This is a genomic window from Paenibacillus sp. S150 (assembly GCF_019352175.1).
Taxonomy (GTDB): domain Bacteria; phylum Bacillota; class Bacilli; order Paenibacillales; family Paenibacillaceae; genus Paenibacillus_AQ.
In genome coordinates this window covers 49,136-66,598 of sequence record NZ_JACBYI010000019.1, presented here as the reverse complement: position 1 = coordinate 66,598, position 17,463 = coordinate 49,136, and the positions used below count along the sequence as shown (strand labels likewise).

Annotated in this window: 18 protein-coding genes and 1 other RNA gene; 11 read left to right on the top strand and 8 right to left on the bottom strand. The window is 51.7% G+C overall.

Annotation, left to right across the window (positions count from 1 at the left end; genetic code table 11):
• Positions 1-222 precede the first annotated feature (222 nt).
• Positions 223-411, bottom strand: coding sequence for a hypothetical protein (locus tag HYD27_RS17670; RefSeq protein ID WP_219217312.1), 189 nt, complete (start codon positions 409-411; stop codon positions 223-225).
• 173 nt (positions 412-584) lie between these two features.
• The gene (locus HYD27_RS17665; RefSeq protein WP_219217310.1) at positions 585-1,412 is read right to left on the bottom strand and encodes a YitT family protein; all 828 of its coding nucleotides are present in this window, start codon (positions 1,410-1,412) and stop codon (positions 585-587) included.
• A gap of 317 nt (positions 1,413-1,729) precedes the next feature.
• Between HYD27_RS17665 and cshA the strand changes: the two genes are divergently transcribed.
• Positions 1,730-3,376, top strand: coding sequence for a degradosome RNA helicase CshA (gene cshA, locus HYD27_RS17660; RefSeq protein ID WP_219217308.1), 1,647 nt, complete (start codon positions 1,730-1,732; stop codon positions 3,374-3,376).
• 128 nt (positions 3,377-3,504) lie between these two features.
• Here cshA and HYD27_RS17655 read toward each other — a convergent pair whose 3' ends face one another.
• The gene (locus HYD27_RS17655; RefSeq protein ID WP_219217306.1) at positions 3,505-3,600 is read right to left on the bottom strand and encodes a YjcZ family sporulation protein; all 96 of its coding nucleotides are present in this window, start codon (positions 3,598-3,600) and stop codon (positions 3,505-3,507) included.
• A 179-nt stretch (positions 3,601-3,779) separates the two neighbouring features.
• Between HYD27_RS17655 and HYD27_RS17650 the strand changes: the two genes are divergently transcribed.
• The 3 genes from HYD27_RS17650 (at position 3,780) to HYD27_RS17640 (ending at position 5,443) form a co-directional block, all read left to right on the top strand.
• A complete protein-coding gene (locus HYD27_RS17650; protein WP_219217304.1) occupies positions 3,780-4,592 on the top strand; it encodes a YesL family protein in 813 nt (270 codons plus the stop codon).
• A gap of 106 nt (positions 4,593-4,698) precedes the next feature.
• Positions 4,699-4,890, top strand: a non-coding RNA gene (gene ssrS, locus HYD27_RS17645) — 6S RNA.
• A 163-nt stretch (positions 4,891-5,053) separates the two neighbouring features.
• Positions 5,054-5,443, top strand: coding sequence for a DUF1499 domain-containing protein (locus HYD27_RS17640; RefSeq protein ID WP_219217302.1), 390 nt, complete (start codon positions 5,054-5,056; stop codon positions 5,441-5,443).
• A 243-nt stretch (positions 5,444-5,686) separates the two neighbouring features.
• Here HYD27_RS17640 and tpx read toward each other — a convergent pair whose 3' ends face one another.
• Complete coding sequence (tpx, locus tag HYD27_RS17635) at positions 5,687-6,205, bottom strand: thiol peroxidase (protein WP_219217300.1); 519 nt, start codon at positions 6,203-6,205, stop codon at positions 5,687-5,689.
• Between the two features lie 115 nt (positions 6,206-6,320).
• On the opposite strand from tpx, the gene HYD27_RS17630 reads away from it, so the two are divergent.
• Both HYD27_RS17630 and gltC read left to right on the top strand, forming a co-directional pair.
• Entirely contained in the window at positions 6,321-6,947 is a 627-nt protein-coding gene (locus HYD27_RS17630) for a rhomboid family intramembrane serine protease (protein ID WP_219217299.1), read from the top strand.
• A 14-nt stretch (positions 6,948-6,961) separates the two neighbouring features.
• Positions 6,962-7,876, top strand: coding sequence for a glutamate biosynthesis transcriptional regulator GltC (gltC, locus tag HYD27_RS17625; RefSeq protein ID WP_219217296.1), 915 nt, complete (start codon positions 6,962-6,964; stop codon positions 7,874-7,876).
• A gap of 51 nt (positions 7,877-7,927) precedes the next feature.
• Here the strand turns inward: gltC and HYD27_RS17620 are convergent, their stop codons facing one another.
• Positions 7,928-8,605 (bottom strand): zinc metallopeptidase, encoded by a 678-nt coding sequence (locus HYD27_RS17620; protein WP_375373925.1) that lies wholly within the window; start codon positions 8,603-8,605, stop codon positions 7,928-7,930.
• A 33-nt stretch (positions 8,606-8,638) separates the two neighbouring features.
• Positions 8,639-9,070, bottom strand: a complete 432-nt coding sequence (locus HYD27_RS17615) for a MerR family transcriptional regulator (RefSeq protein WP_219217293.1) — start codon at positions 9,068-9,070, stop codon at positions 8,639-8,641.
• 654 nt (positions 9,071-9,724) lie between these two features.
• On the opposite strand from HYD27_RS17615, the gene HYD27_RS17610 reads away from it, so the two are divergent.
• From HYD27_RS17610 to HYD27_RS17600, 3 genes are read left to right on the top strand one after another with little or no spacing between them, the layout of a single operon-like run.
• Entirely contained in the window at positions 9,725-11,113 is a 1,389-nt protein-coding gene (locus HYD27_RS17610; RefSeq protein WP_219217290.1) for an ammonium transporter, read from the top strand.
• 40 nt (positions 11,114-11,153) lie between these two features.
• Positions 11,154-12,227 (top strand): DUF294 nucleotidyltransferase-like domain-containing protein, encoded by a 1,074-nt coding sequence (locus HYD27_RS17605; RefSeq protein WP_220101665.1) that lies wholly within the window; start codon positions 11,154-11,156, stop codon positions 12,225-12,227.
• Positions 12,224-12,973, top strand: coding sequence for a 3'-5' exonuclease (locus HYD27_RS17600; RefSeq protein ID WP_219217287.1), 750 nt, complete (start codon positions 12,224-12,226; stop codon positions 12,971-12,973). Before HYD27_RS17605 ends, HYD27_RS17600 begins: the two co-directional genes overlap by 4 nt.
• Here the strand turns inward: HYD27_RS17600 and HYD27_RS17595 are convergent.
• Positions 12,960-13,430, bottom strand: a complete 471-nt coding sequence (locus HYD27_RS17595; protein ID WP_219217285.1) for a M67 family metallopeptidase — start codon at positions 13,428-13,430, stop codon at positions 12,960-12,962. The genes HYD27_RS17600 and HYD27_RS17595 overlap by 14 nt on opposite strands.
• A gap of 138 nt (positions 13,431-13,568) precedes the next feature.
• Between HYD27_RS17595 and HYD27_RS17590 the strand changes: the two genes are divergently transcribed.
• Positions 13,569-14,132, top strand: coding sequence for a TlpA family protein disulfide reductase (locus HYD27_RS17590; RefSeq protein WP_219217284.1), 564 nt, complete (start codon positions 13,569-13,571; stop codon positions 14,130-14,132).
• Between the two features lie 117 nt (positions 14,133-14,249).
• Here the strand turns inward: HYD27_RS17590 and cimA are convergent, their stop codons facing one another.
• Complete coding sequence (cimA, locus tag HYD27_RS17585; protein WP_219217283.1) at positions 14,250-15,869, bottom strand: citramalate synthase; 1,620 nt, start codon at positions 15,867-15,869, stop codon at positions 14,250-14,252.
• A gap of 259 nt (positions 15,870-16,128) precedes the next feature.
• Here cimA and HYD27_RS17580 point away from each other — a divergent pair, with 259 nt between their 5' ends.
• Positions 16,129-17,421 (top strand): DNA polymerase IV, encoded by a 1,293-nt coding sequence (locus HYD27_RS17580; RefSeq protein ID WP_219217386.1) that lies wholly within the window; start codon positions 16,129-16,131, stop codon positions 17,419-17,421.
• The last annotated feature ends 42 nt before the right edge of the window (positions 17,422-17,463 follow it).

The following is a 17,463-nucleotide window of genomic DNA, read 5'->3' as shown; positions in this document are numbered from 1 at the left end:
GCCCAAAAAGAACAGACTTGTAATAATCCCCGTAACTTTGGCCGCATTAAAACCGCTCTTGTTGTTTATAAACGGGATGTACGGATTTTAAACTTTGCATCAAGCAAAAAACGACTCCGCTGCCAGTAAAATTCCCTATTTTAAAAAGTAAATGCCGCCAGGATTTCGGCATGTGGCCAAAATCCAAAGCGGCAAGATCAAAACTGGTTCCAAGCGCCTGACTCATTGAAGATACGCAGGATTCTGATGCTCACAGATGCTGTAATGGATAATATCCATAGCATCTTCCGGTTCCAGAATACTCAGACCGTCACGCAGAACGATTACAGAATTCAATTCATCCTGCTTCAGAAAAGGTATCATATCCGGATACCATCTCATGACGATTGCTGACAGTTTTACCGTTTCCATTTCCACAACAATCACCCTTTCCTTTTTCGAATAGTGCTGAATTGAAATTCAGGTTTCATCGGAAAACGAAGTGCCAGGAAAAAAGAGGGTAAATCACAATCTTCATGAAATTTGTAAGGTCCTGCGTGGTTCTAATATATCATAATTTTAAAGTATGCGCATTTTTTTCGGATTCACCTTTTGCGGAATGAACCCATGACCCCGACCGTTTCAACGATGTTCACAAATGCCTGCGGATCACTGGTTTTGATGATCCGTTTCAGCTCCGCGAGCTCGTAACGTGTTGTCACTGTCATTAGCATGTCCCGTTCCACATGAGAATAAGCGCCCTCCGTTTTTATCTTGGTGACCCCGCGCTGGAGCCCCAAAAGCTGCTGCAGCAGCTCGTCTGTCCGCGTCGTTACTATATATACAGTAACCTTAATATGGCTGACGTGGATCAAATCCACCACCTTGCCGGAGACATAAATGGAAACCATGGAAGCGAGCGCCAGGTTCCAGTTGTTGTCAAAATAGGCTGCGGCCAAAATCACGAGCCCGTTCAGTCCGACCAGCACATTGCCGATAGGGAAATCACGGTAGCGGATGATGATCGAGCCCAGGATATCGAAGCCCCCGGAGGAGCCGCCAACCCGAAAGGATATTCCGGCGCCGACGCCGACAAGCACTCCCCCGAAAACAGCCGCCAGCAGCATATCGGATGCGACTGCCGCTTCGGGAAGCAGCGCCATAAGCCAGGTAGTCGCCCCTACCGACAGAATGCTGAGGACAATAAACCGCCGCCCCAGCTGGAACCAGCCTGCCGCCAGCAACGGCACATTGAACAGCAGATACAACAGACTGATGTTGAACGGCGTGAAGTAGCCCACCAGCATGGCGAGCCCGGAAACCCCGCCGCTCAGCAGTCTGTGGGGAATTAAAAACAGGTTAAAGCCGCTTGCAATCATCGCTGAACCGAAGATAACTGCAAGGTAACTCCCGATTTGTTTTAGTCTTGACAAGCAAATTCACCTCTGACGCGTAATGTAAGTAATGAAAGAAAGGAATACACTGGTATTCCTGATTGGGTTTGTGATATAATGTATAGGATATTCTTGAGTAGGACGTTACAATGGTATTTTTGCATTGCTTAGTGTGCGGAATACAATTGTTCAGGCGTATTCAAATAGCCTGATCTTAGGACAGCTTTTGGTCCCAATGCGGGCTAAACCATGCAGAGAATCCGGCATGATTGGACAGCCTATAAATGTGTTTACCGCTACTTAAGAATACAGACAAGCATGTGGAATGTCCACTGTATAGAAGGAGCATGAATAATTTGAAAACATTCGCAGAATTCGGCTTGGAGCCAAAAGTGCTGCAAGCAATCACAGAGCTAGGATTTGAGGAAGCCACACCCATTCAGGAGCAAGCCATTCCGCTGGCGCTGACCGGATCAGACCTTATCGGCCAGGCACAGACCGGTACAGGCAAAACCGCTGCTTTCGGGATTCCCCTCATTTCCAAAATTGCCCGGGAAGAAGAAAAGATTCTTGCGCTCATTATGACACCGACACGTGAGCTTGCTATCCAGGTAGCTGAAGAGATCGGCAAACTGACCCGTTTCAAGGGGCTTCGCTCACTGGCCATTTACGGCGGGCAGGACATCGGCCGCCAAATCCGCGGACTCAAGAAGAAACCGCAAATCATCATCGGTACCCCGGGCCGTCTCCTGGATCACATTAACCGCAAAACCATCCGCCTTGATGATGTACAGACGATTGTACTGGACGAAGCCGATGAAATGCTGGATATGGGCTTCATGGAAGATATCCAGACCATTCTCAAGCTTGTGCCGGAAGAACGTCAAACGATGCTGTTCTCAGCTACAATGCCTCCTAACATTCAACGTCTTGCCCAGCAGTTCCTGAAGAACCCGCAGCATGTTTCCGTTATTCCGAAACAAATCAGCGCACCTCTGATCGACCAAGCTTATATCGAAGTTCCTGAACGCCAGAAATTTGAGGCGCTGAGCCGCCTTATTGATATGGAATCTCCTGATCTGGCAATCGTGTTCGGCCGTACCAAGCGCCGGGTTGACGAGCTGGCTGAAGGACTCCAGAAACGCGGTTATTCCGCTGACGGCCTGCATGGCGACTTGTCCCAGAACCAGCGCGATGCAGTAATGCGCAAATTCCGCGACGGCAGCATCGACGTGCTGGTAGCAACCGACGTTGCGGCCCGCGGACTCGACGTTTCCGGCGTGACTCATGTAATCAACTTTGACCTTCCGCAGGATCCGGAAAGCTATGTGCACCGTATCGGCCGTACCGGCCGCGCAGGCAAAGAAGGAACAGCCTGGTCCTTTGTAACGCCGCGCGAGATGGATCACCTGCATTTGATCGAGCGTGTTACCCGTCACCGCATTACCCGCAAACCGCTTCCAACAATGGCTGAGGCCATTGAAGGCAAGCAGCGCATTACGGCTGAGCGTTTGCTGGCTATGGTGGAAGAAGGCGCCGAATTGAACGAATACAAAGGCATCTCCATTCAACTGCTTGAGCAATATGACTCGGTACAGCTCCTGTCTGCAGCAATGAAGCTGCTTACCGGCGACAACAAGGATGCCCAGGTTGAATTGACGCCGGAGGATCCGATCCGCGCCAAACGCCGCGGCGGCAAAAATGATATCCGCAGCGGACGCAAGCCTAACAGCGGATATGGCGGAAACCGCACAGGCTCCGGAACCGGCGGCGGATACCGTGGTAACCGCGACAATGCAAGCGGCGGAAGCAGCAGCCGTGGAGGCTACAGCAGCGGCTACGGCGGCAGCGGCAGCGGCGGATATGGCGGGGGCTACAAGGGCAACCGTGATTCCGGTGCAGGCCGCGATGCAGGTGCTGGACGCAGCGGAGACCGCAAACCATCGGCACGTCCAAGCAGCACAAGCACACGTCCCGCTAAGCGCGAGGATTTCGATATTTAACCCAGATCTGCCGATACTCAAGAAGACGAGAAGCCGCTTGGCGGCCCTCGTCTTCTTTTTTGCAAATATAAGGATTTCTATGCTCCGCTTGGGCCAATCTGCCTTATTTTTCTCATTGAAACGAATAATCAGACAAAGGTGCGGGTGATGATCACAAGCAGAATGAAAAGTACGAGAATCGTGCCGGTAGAAACCCAAGGGTTGTAGTAGCTAGGTGCAGACATGTGGTCAACCTCCTTTAAAAGTTGATGGATTCCGTGGTTACGTTTCTAATATATGGACACTTTGCCAAGTCTGCATGGACATTAACCCAGAAACGTAAACTTGGGCGCTGGAAAAGTCCGGGTCAAATAAGGTATAGTTAAGATACGCAGTATGCGCGAGACAGACAGGAGGAAGGGAATTGGAGTTTAAGGGAGCAATGGGCGGTTTATACCGCATCACGGAGTGGATATCGCGTATCGCCTTCAGCAATATTTTGTGGGCGTTATGTTCGGTTCCGTTTCTGTTCATGGCAGTGACGAAGATGATCATGCTGGGTTCAGGTGCAGGGGGACCCAATGAACAGATCACACTCAACTGGGTATTGGGTATTTTGGCGCCGTTTACCGTATTTCCGGCTACGGCAGCGCTGTTTACGGTAGTGCGCAAGTGGGTTATGGGCAACACGGATGTCAGCACGTTCCGCACTTTTTTTCAGGGGTACAAAGAGAATTACTTGAAGAGCATGCTCGGAGGGATCATCTACACCCTGCTGTTCGTCATTATGTACGTGGATGTGACCGTATACATGACGCAGATGGCCAACTTCAGAATCGTCGGTATACTGATGCTGGTGCTGATGATTATTTTGTTCGTCTCGATGTTTAATTTCTTCTCGATTGTGGTTCATTACCAAATGACCTTCAAAGAAGTGGTGACCAATTCGATTCTGCTGACCATCGCGCGTCCGATCCGGGTGTTCTCGACACTTATTGGCGCAGCGGTTCTTGTCTATATAGGTCTGCGGTATCCGGTGCTTTATGCCCTCTGTATTCCGACGCTGGTTTCTATGCTGGCCTTTTTTAACTTTTATGCCACCTATAACAAGCTTCAGGAGCAGGTGGAGAAGAAGAAGCAGGAGGAGGAACTGGCCGCCCTGGAAGCTGCAGAGAAAGAAGCGGAGGATGGCGATCCGGAGGAAGAAGAGGCAGATACAGATTTGAAACGGATTTAACAAAAGCAAGCACAAAAGCCGGGATTTATGGGCGGAAAGTGGTATTCCATTGTTAATTAAAGCGCATACAGGTTTACTTTTTCGTCAAAACGCAATATAATAAGTGTAATTCCTGCGATGTACGTTACGGTTGCTCGTTGTTTTGAACCAATGATAATGTCTTGGGAGATCTACATGAAGCGCAGCTGAACAGCCCTGTCTATACGACCTGGGGAATTCAAAAACGTCTTCTGCGGTCACCCACCTGCTCTAGCAGGTTCAGAAGACACTGCAGCTGAACGGCATAGGCGGGTTTTCTGCCGTTATTGACAAGGTACCCTGTTTTCCCGCTTTGCTGCGGATACGGGGTGCCTTTTTCTGTGTAGCGTGGGCAGCTGAAAGTGAGCAATGCCCTTTTGTTCCGGGGTTAAGAATGTTACACTTAGATTAATGAACTTGGGATTTGAAGAGGGGGAAGTATTTTGTCGTTGAAAAGAACCTTGGTCGGTTTATTTCGCAGCCATGACGGGACAAGCGACCGTGCAAAAGATCCGGCATTAAAGACTCGTTATTACAATCTTTCAAGAGACAAGGCGTGGGACGAGGTATCCTCAACGCTGAAGAAGGTTCCTGGATTCAAGGTGCTTCATGAAGTGCAGTCGGTCGGTGAGATTACACTGGAAAAAAGAACCGGCTTCGGCCGCACGCTCGATATTACCGTGTCAGTGCTGAACACTTCTCCGGTGCGCTGCGCCGTTGATATCTATTCCGCATCCAGGGGATCGCTTGGCGATCTGGGTGCTAATTATCGTGTCATTCAGCGTTTATACCAGTCCCTGGACAAGAAGCTGGGCAAATATAAGGCTGACTGATAACGGAAACGGAGCTTTTATGTTCTGGGAATGTATGCGGTTTCGGGGGTTCCGGATATTCTGTATCTCGAATAATAATAAACAAAAAGCGGGAGAAGGATGACCTTCTGCCGCTTTTTTAAAAGATAAGTTCAAGTACCAATGATGCGTATCATGCGGGACGAAACGGATGCCTCCTCCTTCAGGGGACACGGCAAGCCCGTTTCTTCTTGCTGTATATGATTTTGTTAACCTCAGTAGTATCTACAGAAGTTCTTTTACGGCGGCTACCGCGGCTTCGTAGTCCGGATGCTCAGACATCTCGGCCAGATATTCCACATAGGCCAGGGTATCGTTCTTGTCCACGACGAAGATAGAGCGCATATCCAGGCGGAATTCCTTGATCAGCACGCCGTAGGCTTGTCCGAAGGAGGCCTCCTTGTGGTCGGACAGCGTAACGACCCGGTCGATGCCGGCAGCGCCGCACCAGCGGGCTTGGGCGAACGGCAGGTCTGTGCTGATGGTGAGGACGACCACTTCGTCGCCGAGTTCTGCAGCTTCCGTATTGAAGCGGCGGGTCTGCGCATCGCACACTCCGGTATCCAAAGAAGGCACAACGCTGATCAGCTTGATTTTACCGGCATAATCGCTGAGGGACGCTTCTTCCAGAAGATTCTTGCTTACCACAAAATCAGGGGCGGCGTCGCCGGCTTTAAGCTCAGGCCCTATGAGAGTAATGGGATTGCCCTTGAATGTGGCTACACCTGTTCTTTCTTGCGTCATATTCCTGTTTCCTCCTTGATTGCTTGATTGGATTCTTACTGCCACAATAAATTATAATCTTTTTAGAAGCTGGATGTCCAACTGGGCAAAACTAAGATACATAAGGGATGGTGCTATGATTTTCATCAGGTATGAAAAATGGAAAGGGTATATCCGCTATTACCCGGTGACCTGTATTCTGATTCTGTTAAATTTGCTCATGTTCATTGTGCTGGCTGCCAATGGCGGCTCGACCAATCTGCAAACGCTCCTGAAGTATGGGGCAACGCTGAATGCGGGTCCGGAAAAGGATGAAATGTGGCGTTATGTGACGGCAACCTTTCTGCATAACGGGTTTGCCCATTTATTCTTTAACTGCTTTGCGCTGCTGGTGTTTGCTCCCCCGCTTGAGCGGCTGATGGGGTGGTGGCGCTATGCGCTGCTCTATATGGCTGGCGGCTTCATCGCCAACTACCTGTCCGTTCTCTTCAGCAGCCGTTCGGTTGTGGATGTGGCTACGGTCTCTGTGGGCGCGTCAGGGGCAATCTACGCCATTTATGGAGCGTTCCTGTACATCGCCTTGGTTCAGAGGGGAATGATGGACGAGAGCTCGCGCAAGACGCTTTACGGCCTTCTGACGATGGGGATTATTATGTCTTTTGCTACTCCATATGTCAATTGGATGGCTCATCTCAGCGGCCTGGTCGCCGGTTTTTTCCTCTATGGACTGATTATTCGCATTTTTAAAAGAAGCCGACGTTAGGAGAGGGTGTAGAAGTGGAGCTCAGACAGCTGCAATATTTTCTAAAGGTTGCCCAAAAGGAACATGTAACAAGGGCTGCGGAGGAATTGCATGTCGCCCAATCCGCAGTCAGCCGCCAGATTCATCAGCTGGAGCAGGAGCTTGGTGTCGAATTGTTCATGCAAAAGGGACGCAATCTGCAGCTGACGCCTGTGGGGCAGCTTTTTTGCAAAAGGGTTGAGTCCGTGCTGAAGGAGCTGGAGCGATCCGTGGCAGAGGTGCATGAATTTCTTGATCCGGAGCGCGGCGAGATCCGCATCGGCTTCCCGCACAGTCTGGGCACGCATCTGATCCCTTCGATTGTTGCAGAATTCCGCAGGTTTTATCCGCATGTCAAATTCCGCTTCAAGCAGGGAGCGTATCCTTCCTTGATCAAGGATGTGCTCTCCGGAGAGGTGGATCTGGCATTTATCTCCCCTTTTCCGGAGAACGCAGAGCATGTGGCCGGGGATATTGTGATGACGGAGGAGCTGTTCGCCATCCTTCCGCAGAACCATCCGCTGGCCGGGGAGGAGGTTATCCGGCTGGAGCAGCTGCGGGAAGAGAAATTCGTCCTGTTCAGCCAAGGGTATTCGCTAAGGCCCATTGTGTGGCAGGCCTGTCTGCAGGCAGGCTTTAAGCCGCAGATTGCTTTTGAAGGCGGAGAGACAGACACCATACGCGGGCTGGTTGCTGCGGGAATGGGGGTAAGCCTGCTGCCGGAGATGGCTCTCTATCAGACGAATCCGATGCAGCCGGCACAGGTGCGGGTCGTCGAGCCTTCTATAACGAGGACAGTCGGGCTCATTCACCGGGCCGATGGCAAGCTTCCCCTGGTGGCCCGGTCTTTCCGGACCTTTCTGCTGACCTATTTCAAAGACAGAAACAGCAATACCCCGTTAGGCTCATAGCCTACGGGGTATTGCTGTGAATAACGGTGTGCCGTTCAGCAAGCTTAGAGCTTAGTCACGGTTTCCGAGGAAAATTGTAATCAGGCGCAGCAGCTCAAGCAGGGAGACCAGGGCTGCGGCCACATAAGTCAAGGCGGCTGCATTCAGAACCTTGGCCACACCGCGTTCTTCCTCATTGCGGATATAGCCTTGCTCTACCATAACCTGGCGCGCCCGGTTGCTTGCGTTGAATTCTACGGGTAGCGTTACAAGCTGGAAGGCAACGGCGGCGGAGAAGAAGATGATCCCCAGGCCGATCAGATTAAGGGAGCTGAACAGAAAGCCAGCCAGCAGCATAAACGGCGCCACGCCCGAAGCGATATTGACCACGGGGAACATCCGGTGACGCAGCGCAAGCATTGGATAATGGACCTTATGCTGAATCGCATGGCCAACCTCGTGGCATGCCACGGAGATGGCGGCTATCGAACGCTCATAATATACAGGTTCAGACAAGCGGACTACCCGGTGAATAGGGTCGTAGTGGTCAGAGAGAGCGCCGCGCACGGGCTCAATCGGCACATCGCCGAGGCCGTTGGCGTCAAGCATGCGCCGGGCGGCATCATAACCTGTCATTCCGCTTGAATTGGCCACCTTGGCCCACTTATTGAAGTTGCCCTTTACTCTGAACTGGGCCCATAAAGAAAATAGAAAAGCGATAATTACCAGCAGATACATCAACGGCATCATATAACATTCCTCCACTTGTAGTTAATAAGGTGATTACATTGGGGGTCCCTGCGTCAGGAGCAGCTTGATCGCCTCCATGCAGGCAACTCCCTGCGGAAGCAGCGCAGCCAGTGCCCGTCTGGCCTGAAGGGGCCTGAGGCCGTGAATGACCGGCTCAAGTGCCTTCACCTCGCGCTCAAGCCGCTGCATTTGAAGCTCAAGCTCGACCAGTCTGTCCGAAACATCGGTTTCGGGTGTGGCTGCGTTCCACTTGCTGATCATGGATTTGATCTCATCCAATGTATATTTCTCTTGCTTTAGTTGATTAATACGTTCCAACACGATCAGGGTTTCATGGTTGTACAAGCGGTAATTCTTGGTGCTTCTTGATTCCGGTGCTATAAGTCCCAGCTTCGTGTAATAATCAATGGTCCGTTCGCTGATGTGGGCGGCTTTGGCCAGCTCGCCGATCCGGTACAGGGTCATATCCCCATGTTATCTCACCTCGCTGAAAAAAATTCTTTTTGGTATAAATTCCACCGTTTCTTTCTATATAATAGAGCATGCTTAATGATACCAAAAGACAAACCGTACAGTCAAACGTCATACTTACTTTTAGTATATGACAAGGTATTGATACAAAGCTGCTTGGCCCAGCACGGCTTACATTAAGCATATGCAGGGAACAGGAAACGATTCAAATGCTTACCGTGAATATATCACATGTCGTGTGATGTTTATTGAAAATTACTGATAGACAAAGAATAAACATGGAAAAAGGATTAAAATACAAAGATATTTGCTATATAATAAAGAAAATATTAACGGGGAGCGTCATTAATTTACGCTCTTCCAAGCATACTTCATTCGAGAAATTAATAAAAATACAAGTAATTGAATTTATTGATTAAAACTTGATGTATACGTTCTCACAAGATGTGCCTGTTCAAGCCGCAAATTCTGCGGGTTATCTGCAAAACTACAGGTAGAATGAACATCAGTGAAGAAAAAGTGAGCTTCCGCAAATAAATTAAAACATTCAAAAAAATAGTCTTGTCAATTTCCCTGACTTCTGATTATAATGACATTAAGAGTTTCACGCTTTGTTAGAAAATATGACATTGGGGAGTGGGGTAAAGAATGAAAAAAAAGATGATAATGATGCTTTTGGCCATGATTACACTGATGGTCTACCCGGTTAGCGCATTCGCGGCTGAAGGCCCGGCAACTCTGGATCTGCAGATCGGATTGGATACGGCGTTCGTATTCCTGGCCTTCATTCTGGTGTTTGTAATGCAGGCGGGCTTTGCAATGCTGGAAGCGGGTTCCGTGCGCATGAAGAATGCAGGGCACGTTGCGGGTAAGACAGTCCTGACACTGGCTATTGCAAGCTTGTGCTTCTGGGCGCTGGGCTTTGGCCTCGGCTTCGGCAACGGCAATAACTTTTTTGGAACGACGGGCTTCTTTTACGGGGGCGACACAACGGCATCCTCGTTTGAATCCCTGGCCTTTTCCGATGTAACCCTAAACGTTAAGTTCCTGTTCCAAATGGCTTTTGCTGCGGTATCTCTTGCCATCGTATCCGGTGGTATGGCCGAGCGGGCCAAACTGAGTGTGTATATTATCTTCGGCATTTTGTTTTCAGTAGTAATTTATCCGGTTGTAGCTCACTGGGTATGGGGCGGCGGCTGGTTGGGTTCCCTGGGAATGCAGGATTATGCAGGTTCCACGGTTGTCCATCTTACAGGTGCTACGGCGGCTGTGGTCGCAACGATCCTGCTTAAGCCACGGCTTGGCAAATTCAACAAAGAAGGCAAGCCGGTTATTATTCCGGGCCACAACCAAGTGTTCACCGTGCTTGGCGTAATTATTCTCTGGTTTGGCTGGTTTGGTTTTAATCCCGGCAGCGGCTTGACTCCTATGGGCGGATTTTTCGGCCATGTGGCTCTGACAACCAACCTTGCAGCAGCGGCAGGGGGGCTGGCAGCACTGATTGCTTCCTGGCTGTACTTTGGTAAGTCTGACATTCCGGCAATGCTCAACGGAGTACTGGCAGCACTGGTTGCAATTACGGGCGCCTGCGCATTTGTAGTGCCTTGGGCGGCAATCCTGATCGGCTTCGTGGCAGGGGCCTTCACATTTATGACATCCCAATGGCTGGAACGCGCCGGGCTTGACGATCCAATCTACGCCTTCTCCGTACACGGTATTGCAGGGATGTGGGGCGCAGTATCCACAGGCTTGTTCGCAACTGAGGAGCTTGCGGCTGAAACTGGTGTAGGGCAAGCAGGCTTGTTCTACGGCGGAGGCTTCCACCAACTGGGTGTGCAAATTCTCGGTGTGGCAGGCACCTTCGTATTCGTGGCTGTAATGTCCTTTATTATCCTGTATGTAATGAAGCTGGTTATGGGTCTTCGTGTTACCGAGGAAGAAGAATTGATGGGTCTGGATATCAGTGAGCATGGTACTTACGGTTATCCTGAACAAATGAAATTGATCACTGACTCGGAATCCAAAACCTCTAAATAACTCATAATTTACTTGTTGGGAGGCGGACCGAGTGGCTTCGATGGAGACGGCAGATTGGAACGAAGATAAAAGATATTTGTCCATCGTAACGGCCGGTTCGCCCCAGGAGCTTAAGGCAAGGCGTACCGCTTGTCAAGACTTGCTGCTGGAGCAGTTAAACGTTATTCCGATAGAAGAATGGATGTCCCGGGTCAATGCCATGCATGACCGGATTGCCTGGACAGCAGTCAACATATGTGAGGCGCAGATGAAGGAGGCGGGCTACGGCCTGCCTCCCTGCGCCTATTCCTTTATTGTGTTCGGCAGTGCCGGCAGACAGGAAGCCACATTGTGGAGTGATCAGGATAACGGCCTGATTGTTGAAGGGGAACCGGATGCGCTTAAGCAAAGCTATTTTGAAGCCTTTGGTGCGATGTTGTCCGATGTGCTTGAAGAAGCAGGCTACGAGAAATGCGAAGGCAAAGTAATGTGCTCCGAGCCGTTATGGCGCAAGACATTCACCGAATGGAAGCGGCAGCTTGATGGCTGGATGAACCAGCTCGAATGGGAGCCGACCCGCTATCTCATTATTGCTTCGGACATGCGTCATGTCGCCGGAAGCGAACAGCTGTCCATGGAATGGCGGGAAGCTTTTCATGCCGGATTTGTGAACAACAGGAAGCTGTCTACAGCTGTGCTGCGCAATACGGTCCGCCACAAAGCCACGATTAACTTGCTGGGCCAAGTGCTTACGGAACGGTTTGGCGATTATGCCGGAGGCTTCGATGTTAAATACGGCGCCTATATCCCTCTGGTTAATATCGTCAGGCATTTGTCGCTGCTGCACGGGGTATGGGACAGTTCAACGCTGGGTAGGCTGGAACGGCTGGCGGAGCTTGGCAAATATGAGCATCTTGAGGATATCCGGCGGGCTTTTTTGACCGCGCTGCGCATGCGTGTAAATACTCCTTATACGGTTCAGGATGGGTTGTTGTCCAGCAGCGACTACATTTCTGAAAGTGATCTGAAGAATAAGCAGCTCATGTCCGAGCTGCGGGAATGTCTGCTGCTTGTCAGGCGTCTGCATAAGGCCCTGCAGCGTCAGCTCCGGTCAGAGGAAAGGAGGCAGTCATGAAGGAGCCGAACAAAGGCGGAGGATTCTGGAACAACCTGAGACAGGGCGGAATGCCATCCGCCATCGCGTCCATAAGAGGCGGGGAATCGGCACAGCAAACCGCGCAGCAAATGGCCTTTATCCGATCACTTATGCGCGAGAAGCGGCGTCCTGAAGTACTGCATACCCCGCTCTCGGAACTGGAGGCGGTTATCTTTGATCTGGAAACAACAGGCTTCTCCCACCAGCATGGTGACGAAATTTTGTCTTTTGGCGCAATCAAAGTCGTGGGGGAAGAAATTAAGGAAGATGAATGCTTCTATACTCTGGTGAATTGCCAAACGGCCATTCCTGAGGATATTACGAAGCTTACGGGGATATCGGAAGAGATGACATCGGCGGCACCTCCGTTAATCGACGGGCTGCATAATTTCATGTCTTTTGTCGGCCAGAAGGTACTGGTGGCACATGGGAGCAATCATGATAAATCGTTTTTGAATGCCGCTCTGTGGAAAACCTCCAAGGTTCAGCTTACCCACAGAGTGCTTGATACGATGATGCTGGCCCGCTGGCTGGAGCCTCACCGCAGCAATTATACGCTGGATGAACTGCTGGCTGCGCATGGCATTCCGATCCAAGGCCGTCATAATGCGCTGGAGGATGCCAAAATGACGGCGCAGCTGTGGGTGGCCTATCTGCGTGAGATCTCCCAGAAGCGCCAGGTAGAGACCCTGGGTGACCTGTACGCTTATCTCAGCAGAGCGTGATGGAGGAAGGCAGCAGCTCGCAGCTCAGCTTACCCGAAGGCCCGTGCTCCCGATGGATGTAGAACCCGTTCAGGGAGAGGGGAGCACCGTCCTTCGATCCGGGAGATCCAATCAGATAGACCTGGAACTCGGAGCCAAGTGACGGAAGTCCCTGGATATCTGCACTGGAAGGCCAAGGTGCTGAATGGGGATGTGAATGAAACAAACCGACAGGAGCGGGGGCAAGATAGAGTGCTGCCACCCATTCCTGAGGGTCGGGGACAAATGCATGCAGCGGGTCAGGCGCTACGTTGCGCATGGGCAAATAGCCTTCAATGCGCATGCCTCCCGCTGCGGCAGCACCCAGCAGGACTCCGCATGCTTCATGTGGATAACAGGTCAGCAAGTGCTTCCCCAGCACATGCTGTACGGAGGCATTCAGCTTAATCGGCTGGATTTTTCCCTGGAATGCTGTCACTTGTTCACCCCTCTCTCTTCATAGGGTTTCGTCTTCGACGGAATCCTCTTTTTTTTGCAGATAATGGTTGGTTTGAAACTGAGCCCGATGAGGGTACAATAGGAGCAAACCATCCTACTTGCAAAGGACAGACCCTCTATGAAAGCTGCGAATAAGCGAAATGTAACGGTGATGGCCGTCATTGTTTTTTTGGCGTTTCTGGCGGTAGAGCATATGGCGAAATCTGATCCGGAATCGGTTCCGGCCATTCAGCAGCAAACCTCCAGGCCGGAGAGCGGCGCCAATGCCGGATTGCTGGCACCGGCCTTCTCCCTGCAGGAGGGCGGGCACAGCTACTCTGTTGGAGGCGCAAGGGAGAAGGCGGTGCTGCTGAATTTCTGGGCTTCCTGGTGCGGTCCTTGCCAGCAGGAGGCGCCGGCGCTGAATGCGCTGGCGTTGAAATACAAAAATGTGCTTGATATTTACGGGATTAACGTGACCAGCCAGGATTATAAGCCTAACGCGGAACGTTTTGTCAGGAAGTATGTGCTGACGTTCCCCATTATGTATGATCTTAAGGGCGAGGTCTTCGACAAATACAAAGGGGCAGTCTTTCCCACCAATGTACTGGTAGACAAAAACGGAGTGATCTCCGAGGTGATTCTGGGTCTTCTGTCTCCTGAAGAGCTTGAACAGAAAATTATCACCCTTACAGGCTCGTGAACCGGCGGCTGTGCGAAACGGCAAGGCTGCAAAGCCCCTCTGCAATGCGGGATATTCCCGGCTGCGAGGGGCTTTTGTCTTGACTGGCTAAAGTAAGAAAATCCTTGTACATCCGTACTAGTGATTCACAAGCCCTCTGGGCTCGCCGCTTGTCTCGTTGCTGTTCTCCAGCGAAATCTGACCGAGCAGCGCGTAGCGCATACTGTCCACCAGCGCTTCCCAGCTTGCTTCAATCACATTGCTGGACACCCCAACGGTGCTCCAGGTGTTATTGTAATCCTTGGATTCAATCAGCACGCGCACCTTCGCGGCTGTCTGATCCTTCTCGTCAAGCACACGCACCTTATAGTCGGAGAGATGCATGTCTTTCAACTGCGGGAAGTAGGTGAGCAGCGCCTTGCGCAGCGCATTATCCAGCGCGTTGACCGGACCATTGCCTTCAGCTGCGGTATAGAGGTTCTCGCCGCCGACGCGGAGCTTGACGAATGCCTCGGAGACGACGGGGCTGCCGGCTGTTTTCTCGACAAGCATCTTGAAGGATTCGAAGCTGAACAGCTCGTTCATTTCACCGGTGGCTTCCCGCAGGAGCAGCTCAAGGGAGGCGTCCGCGCCTTCAAATTGATAGCCCTGATGCTCCAGATTTTTGATTCTGTCGATCACCTTGCGGGCCTGCTCGCTGCTTGGATCAAGGCTTAGGCCCATATCCTGGGCCTTGGACAGGACGTTGCTCTGGCCTGCCAGCTCTGACACCAACACCCTTTGCTTATTGCCGACCAGCTCCGGAGCGATATGCTCATAGGTGCGGGAATCACGCAGGATTGCCGATACATGGATTCCGCCCTTGTGGGCAAATGCGGCGTTGCCTACATAGGGCTGGTTCACCGGCAGGTTCACATTGGCAACCTCGCTGATGAAGTGGGCAGTATTGGTAAGCTGCGGCAATGAATCGCCCGGGATGCAGTGATACCCCATTTTGATCTGCAGGGTGGGAATAATGGAGCACAGATTGGCATTTCCACAGCGCTCGCCGTAGCCGTTGATTGTACCCTGCACCTGCCGGGCGCCTGCGCTGATCGCACTGAGTGCGTTGGCGACTGCGAGCTCGCAGTCGTTATGGGTATGAATGCCGAGGGACGCTCCGGAGAGCTGTAAAGCCATGCCGGACACGATTTCATGAATCTCATTCGGAAGCGTTCCGCCGTTCGTGTCGCACATTACCAGCCAGTCTGCACCCGCTTCACGGGCCGCGTTCAGGACGGCTGCAGCGTACTCCGGATTATTCTTATAGCCGTCGAAGAAATGCTCCGCATCGAAGATGACCTCAAGGCCCTTGCGTTTCAGATAGGCAATCGATTCGCCGATCATGGCGAGGTTCTCCTCCAAGGTAGTCTGCAGCGCAGTATGAACATGGAAGTCCCAGGATTTGCCGACCAGGGTGGCTGCCGGAACGCCGGCGCCGATCATTCTTTGCAGGTTGTCGTCATGCTCGGCGATGGAATTCTTGCGCCGGGTGCTGCCGAATGCGGTGATTTTGGCATTCAAGCACAGCTCTTTGACTCTTTTGAAAAACTCAATGTCTTTGTTATTGCTTCCGGGGATGCCACCTTCAATATAATGGACACCCAGATCATCGAGTTTCTTGGCGATTTTCAGCTTGTCATCCGCCGACAGACTGATGCCTTCACCTTGGGTGCCGTCACGCAACGTCGTATCGAAGATGGAAATGGACTTAGACATGAGAGTCCTCCTAAAAGTTTTGTGAGCATTGCCTCTTGAAACGGCTTCGTGCAAAAACCGCCTCGAAAGCATATGCATTATGATTGAACAGGCCTTAAAAGCATGCGGTTAAGTTAAATGAATTTTTATATTATAGCATTTTTACGCGGGAATGTAACAAAGAACTTTACAGGAGGCTTCTACCCGGTTGACCTTGCGGCAGAATAAGAGGTATGCTGAATTTGACAATGGAAACCCTGAAGATAAGAAGGTGGATATTGTGCAGGATGTGGATCAATATTATCCGGCAAGCGGCAGGGTTATTCTGCATGTGGATATGAATGCTTTTTACTGCTCTGTGCATGAGGCGGAAGACCCCGATCAATATAAAGGAAAAGCAACGGCGGTAGCCGGAAGCGTGGAGCTCCGCAGGGGCATCATCGTTACCTGCTCCTACGCTGCCCGCCGGCTGGGGATTTCAACGGGAATGCAGGTGCAAAAGGCGCTGCGTATTTGTCCTTCCCTTCTATTAATTAAGCCGAATTTTCATCTGTACCGCAAATATTCAAATGCTTTTATGCAGATTGCGTACAGCTATACTCCACTTCTGGAAGCCGTCTCGATAGATGAATGCTATCTCGACATTACCGGTTCACGGCAATTCGGGACGCCGCTGGGTATTGCCGAAGCGATTCAGCGGCGCATTATGGAGGAGCTGGGGCTGCCATGCTCCATTGGGATTGCCCCCAATAAGCTGCTGGCGAAGATCGCTTCCGATCTGAAGAAGCCAAGCGGCATTTCGGTGCTGCGGCTGCGCGATGTCCCGGAGATTCTGTGGCATAAGCCCTGCAATGAGATGTTTGGCATCGGCGGCAAAACGGCAGAGAAGCTCCGTAAGCTTGGCATTTACAGCATCGGGCAGCTGGCAGCGGCGGACGAGCGGATGCTCATTGAGCATTTTGGCGTAATGGGCGCATGGCTGAAGCGTGCGGGCAACGGGATCGATCATGGCGTCGTGAATCCTGAACGGGAGCAGAGCAAGTCCATCGGGCATACCACGACGCTTCCAAGTGATGTTGTCGGATTAGCCGAAGCGAGGCCCATTCTGCTGAATCTGAGCGACCAGGTGGCCCGGCGGCTGCGGAAGCAGGGCTTGGTGGCGGCGGGAGTACAGCTTACGATCCGCACGCCGGATATGAAGACGATCACGCGCTCCCGCCAGCTGGAGACTCCTACGGAAAGCGCCGAGGACATCTACAAGGCCGTCTGTGAGCAGTTTGCGCGGCATTGGAAGGGCGATAAGCCTGTGAGGCTGCTGGGCGTCACCCTGCAGGGGCTGACCGCCAAAGAAGACTCCGCAATCCAGCTGGATCTGTTCGATTATGAACGCCAGCCAAGGAAAGAGTCGCTTAACAAAACGATGGACATGCTGCGCAACAAGTTCGGCGAGAACGCGGTGCTCACGGCGGGGATGCTCAGCGACAGCCATTCGGCGCGCCTGCGCAACCACAAGGAGCGGGGAACGTCTCTGCAGAAGGACAATCTTCACAAGGTGGACCCTGCGGATGAGTGAACAATGCACTGTTCCATTGGGCGCTTGCCGCTCTGCATGATG

What these genes read in the sequence shown, in the direction of transcription:
- HYD27_RS17620 (WP_375373925.1), bottom strand. Translation starts at nt 8,605, where the DNA reads ATGATGCCGTTGATGTATCTGCTGGTAATTATCGCTTTTCTATTTTCT.
- HYD27_RS17630 (WP_219217299.1), top strand. Translation starts at nt 6,321, where the DNA reads ATGATTTTCATCAGGTATGAAAAATGGAAAGGGTATATCCGCTATTAC.
- HYD27_RS17655 (WP_219217306.1), bottom strand. Translation starts at nt 3,600, where the DNA reads ATGTCTGCACCTAGCTACTACAACCCTTGGGTTTCTACCGGCACGATT.
- HYD27_RS17590 (WP_219217284.1), top strand. Translation starts at nt 13,569, where the DNA reads ATGAAAGCTGCGAATAAGCGAAATGTAACGGTGATGGCCGTCATTGTT.
- HYD27_RS17615 (WP_219217293.1), bottom strand. Translation starts at nt 9,070, where the DNA reads ATGACCCTGTACCGGATCGGCGAGCTGGCCAAAGCCGCCCACATCAGC.
- HYD27_RS17610 (WP_219217290.1), top strand. Translation starts at nt 9,725, where the DNA reads ATGAAAAAAAAGATGATAATGATGCTTTTGGCCATGATTACACTGATG.
- tpx (WP_219217300.1), bottom strand. Translation starts at nt 6,205, where the DNA reads ATGACGCAAGAAAGAACAGGTGTAGCCACATTCAAGGGCAATCCCATT.
- HYD27_RS17670 (WP_219217312.1), bottom strand. Translation starts at nt 411, where the DNA reads ATGGAAACGGTAAAACTGTCAGCAATCGTCATGAGATGGTATCCGGAT.
- HYD27_RS17600 (WP_219217287.1), top strand. Translation starts at nt 12,224, where the DNA reads ATGAAGGAGCCGAACAAAGGCGGAGGATTCTGGAACAACCTGAGACAG.
- HYD27_RS17605 (WP_220101665.1), top strand. Translation starts at nt 11,154, where the DNA reads ATGGAGACGGCAGATTGGAACGAAGATAAAAGATATTTGTCCATCGTA.
- cimA (WP_219217283.1), bottom strand. Translation starts at nt 15,869, where the DNA reads ATGTCTAAGTCCATTTCCATCTTCGATACGACGTTGCGTGACGGCACC.